The following is a 3,977-nucleotide window of genomic DNA, read 5'->3' as shown; positions in this document are numbered from 1 at the left end:
AGAGGAGGTCGCGATTCCCGAACTCACTGCGGCATAATCACAACAGCTGATCCCGCACGGTGTCGAGATTCTCCACCACTCAGCGGGACGTCACCGGGAGAGACCCGCTTGCGGGCATCGAGGCTCACTGTCTGGGCGGCGGCCAGATCGATTCGGCACCCATCTGATGGCCCCCCGACTGGATCGACTTTGCACCGCAAGCCGCGCTCGACGCGGGTGGAAGCGTCGATAGTCTTTCTCGATACGGTCAGAGCGCGTCTGGTGCGATTCGACCCCGAAATCGTCCGAGGGCAACGTCGAGGAGGACCATTGGCGAGTGAGCCAACGCCACGGGCGACGCTGTCAGATCTAGCGCGACCCAGTGCCGAGTTGCTCGGAGCGGGTGCCGGATCACCTGTTCCCCCGGCGCAGCGAGTGTACTTCTACGCGCCGGGCGATTGGGAAGAGTTCATTCTTGAGTGGGCGACGGCGCTTGGCGAGACGTACGTGCAGGTAAAGCGAATCGGTGGCGCTGGCGATCAAGGCATCGATGTGGCGGGTCTCCTGAGTGACCACGGATTTGAGGGAGAGTGGGACTGCTACCAGGCGAAGCACTACTCCGACGCCCTCACGCCGTCGACGGCGATCCCGGAGATATTCAAGATGTTCAGGCACGTCGCCGACGGCCACTACACCATGCCTCGCCGGTATGCGTTTGTCGCGCCGAAGGGCTGCGGACCGACACTTAATCGGCTCCTAAGCCATCCATCGGAAATGAAAGCAAAGGTTCTCGATGCTCTTAGCGACGGCTCGCCTGCCACCCGGGACCTCGCCCCTGACACGCTGCAAGCGCTCAAGTCGCTGATCCAGAAGACTGACTTCAAGATGTTCGTCGCCATCCAGCTGATCGAATTGATCGACGGACACGCGCGTACCAACTACCACGCCTTTCGCTTTGGAACCTCGCTTCCGCAACGCGATGCGCCCGCAGAACCGCCGCTCGAACTTGAAGCGCACGAGAGTCGTTATGTTGCGCAACTGGTTGAGGTCTACTCCGAGCTTGACCCGGACAACCCTCTGATGCCCGAGACCATTGCAGGACACGATGTGCACGGAGCGCACTTCAGACGCCAGCGCCAAGCGTTCTACAGCGCGGAGGCGCTCCGCGTATATGCCCGAGACTCGGTTCCCCCCGGCACCTTCGAGTCGTTCCTGGACGACGTGCATGCTGGAGTTGTCGAGATCGCGGAGGCACCCCATTCATCTGGTCGAGATCGCTTGACAGCAGTGTTGACGCATGCGACGCAAGTCCAGCTCGACTCGCATCGCTTGGTGTCCGTGACAGGCCCTGAGGACCGTAAGGGGCTGTGCCATCAGCTAGCAAATACAGACCGGCTTACCTGGGTGAGCAAGAAATGACCTCACAGCTTAATGGCCAACTTGAAGTCGGCCTTAGGGTTAGCGTCCTCCTCGCATCGGTGTTTCCACGGGGCTTGGACATCGGGAGGCTGGTACTCCTCGACTACGCACTACTGCACAGCGGGGATCTTGGAGGCCCGAGCAGCATCCACCCCCCGCTTCCGCTAAGGAGCGGCGAGCTCGGTATGAAGCGCGCTGTGATCTCGGCGGGTGCCGAACTGGCCTGCCGAGTCGGGCTCGCCGAAGCGAGCGCTGAAAGTGACGGAATCGTTCTGGTCGCCACCGAACGCGCGCCGGGGTTTTTGGGGTTGCTTCGCTCGCCCTACCTCCGCGAACTGTCTGATCGGGCAAAGTGGGTTTCCGATTCGTTTGGCGAGATCAGCGACCAAGCCATCCGCGAGCAGATGAGCGAGGTCTTTGGACATCGCGCGGAGGAGTTTCATTCGACGGATGAGAGCGGGGCCGGAATCTAGCCGATGATTACGATCACCCACCTAACAATGACCGGTCAGAACGTTCCCGACGCGACAGTCCAGTTCGGCCCTCGACTTACGCTTGTTCGAGGCCCATCGGACACGGGTAAGTCGTTCATCGTTGACGCCATCGACTTCGCTCTTGGCGGATCCTCGCTGAAAGAGGTGCCCGAGCGCGAAGGCTATGACAACGTAATGTTGGGAATCCGCACGGGCGCAGGCGAGTCTTTCACTTTCGTTCGGTCTGTCAGCGGCGGACGTATCGGTGTCTACGAGGAGTTGCTCGCCGAAAGACCCACCGCGCCGCCAGACTTCACTCTTGCCTCCAAACACAATCCCGCGAGCGAAGACAACCTTTCTCGATTCCTGCTCCGCGAGGTCGGCCTCGATGACAAGCGAATCCGTAAGAACGCTCGGAACGAGACTGATTCACTCAGCTTCAGAAACCTTGCGCACCTCACTGTCGTCGATGAGACGCAGATGCAGTCGGAACTATCCCCTGTCCTGACAGGGAACTACACGACTCGAACCAAGGAAGTCTCAGTCTTCAAACTGATGCTCGAAGGGGAGGACGACTCTTCGCTCCAACCCATCGTGTCGACCACTGAGAGGACGCGAACTCGCGCAGCCAAGGCAGAAGTCCTTGAGTCCCTGATCGCCGCACTCGCAGGACGCCTAAGCGACACCGCCGATCGAGCGGAACTCCTCGACCAGTTGGCGCGGCTGAACAAGGCTATGGAGGAGCACTCCACAGCGTTGAGTGCCGTGGTGCGCCGGCAAACCGAAGCCGCGAGGGCCGTCTCGGAGGCGGAGAGCGGCCAACTTGCGCTTCGGAAGCGGTACTCAGAAGTGACTGCCCTCCGGTCGCGCTTGGAACTTCTCGAACAGCAGTACGCTTCGGACCTCGCCCGGCTGGAGATGATCTCGGAAGCTGGAGACCTGCTGGGCTTCTTTGGCACCGGCGTGTGTCCTTTCTGCGGGTCGACGCTAGGCGCCGAGCATCCTCGTTCGCACTCGGAAGATGAAGATGTTTCCGGTTCGATCCTCGCTGAGATTGAGAAGACGCAGTCGCTTCGGAGTGACCTGCAGGCCACACTCGAGGATCTTGATATTGAGAGGAATGCCATCCGAGGGGAGCACTCGGATGCGAAGTCGACGCTTCGTGCACTTGAGCAGAGTCTCGCAGCCATCGACCAAGAGCTCCGTCCAAATAAGACGACGCTCAATGAACTTGCAGCCACGAAGGCGTCCGTCGAGAAGGGGCTCGCGCTCTATGAACAACTCGATGACTTGCGTCTGACATTGACCGAGGTCATGACCGAAGCTGAGAAGGACGTTGCGACTGCTGCTGGGTCCATCGGCTATTCGTTGCTCGACGCGTTCTCGGCGGAGATGGCCACGCTGCTGGAAGAGTGGGGCTTCCCGGATAGCTCGAGCGTTCGTTACGACCGCGCGGAGCAAGATGTGATTGCCGGCGGCCAGGCGAGGGCCGCCCATGGCAAGGGCGTGCGAGCGATCCTCCACGCAGCATTCACTCTGGCATTGGGGCAGTACTGCATCAAGAAAGACCTTCCCCACCCAGGATTCGTGATCATCGACTCGCCGCTTGTCACGTATCGCCCGCCGGACGAGCTCGCGCAGGTCCCAGACTCGACCGATTCGATCCCGGTCGATCTGGTGGCACGGTTCTACGCGTCGCTTCAGGATGCGGTAGGCGTGCAAGTGATCGTGATGGAGAACACCGATCCACCCGAAGGACTGGCTGCAGGAGCGTCGGACGTAGTCTTCACCAAGTCCACCGCGGGTCGATACGGCTACTTTCCGGTGAGCCGCGCCCAGAAGGTGATCGAGTCAAGAAACGACTGAGATAGCCCAGGACGGGATTGCTGCACGAGTAGGTGACATCTGATCTGGCTTGCCCGAGGGGTAGGCCTGGAAGGATGTTGCTGTGCCCAAGCCCTACCCGAGTGAGTTCCGTGACGACGTGGTGCGCGTCGCTCGGAACCGCGAGCCCGGAGTGACGATCGAGCAGATCGCGAAAGACTTCGGTGTCCACCCCATGACCTTGCAGAAGTGGTTGCGTCGCGCCGACATCGACGAGGGCGC

General features: G+C 60.7%; 4 protein-coding genes. All 4 read left to right on the top strand.

What is annotated here, in order from left to right; all coding sequences use genetic code 11:
- The first annotated feature begins 414 nt into the window (after positions 1-414).
- Positions 415-1,398, top strand: coding sequence for an ABC-three component system protein (locus ACWICD_RS14440; protein ID WP_454140561.1), 984 nt, complete (start codon positions 415-417; stop codon positions 1,396-1,398).
- Entirely contained in the window at positions 1,395-1,871 is a 477-nt protein-coding gene (locus ACWICD_RS14435; RefSeq protein WP_378879229.1) for an ABC-three component system middle component 2, read from the top strand. Before ACWICD_RS14440 ends, ACWICD_RS14435 begins: the two co-directional genes overlap by 4 nt.
- 3 nt (positions 1,872-1,874) lie before the next feature.
- Positions 1,875-3,737: an AAA family ATPase gene (locus tag ACWICD_RS14430; protein ID WP_378879227.1), complete on the top strand. Its 1,863-nt coding sequence runs from the start codon at positions 1,875-1,877 to the stop codon at positions 3,735-3,737.
- An 82-nt stretch (positions 3,738-3,819) separates the two neighbouring features.
- Positions 3,820-3,977: transposase (locus tag ACWICD_RS14425; protein WP_454140562.1), on the top strand; the 158-nt coding region annotated here is incomplete at its 3' end.

Source organism: Microbacterium sp. NPDC055357 (assembly GCF_053644835.1).
This window is presented reverse-complemented; position numbering and strand designations above follow the sequence as displayed.

Bases quoted from the DNA above. Each gene is read 5' to 3' on its own strand.
- ACWICD_RS14435 (WP_378879229.1), top strand. From the start codon at position 1,395: ATGACCTCACAGCTTAATGGCCAACTTGAAGTCGGCCTTAGGGTTAGC.
- ACWICD_RS14430 (WP_378879227.1), top strand. From the start codon at position 1,875: ATGATTACGATCACCCACCTAACAATGACCGGTCAGAACGTTCCCGAC.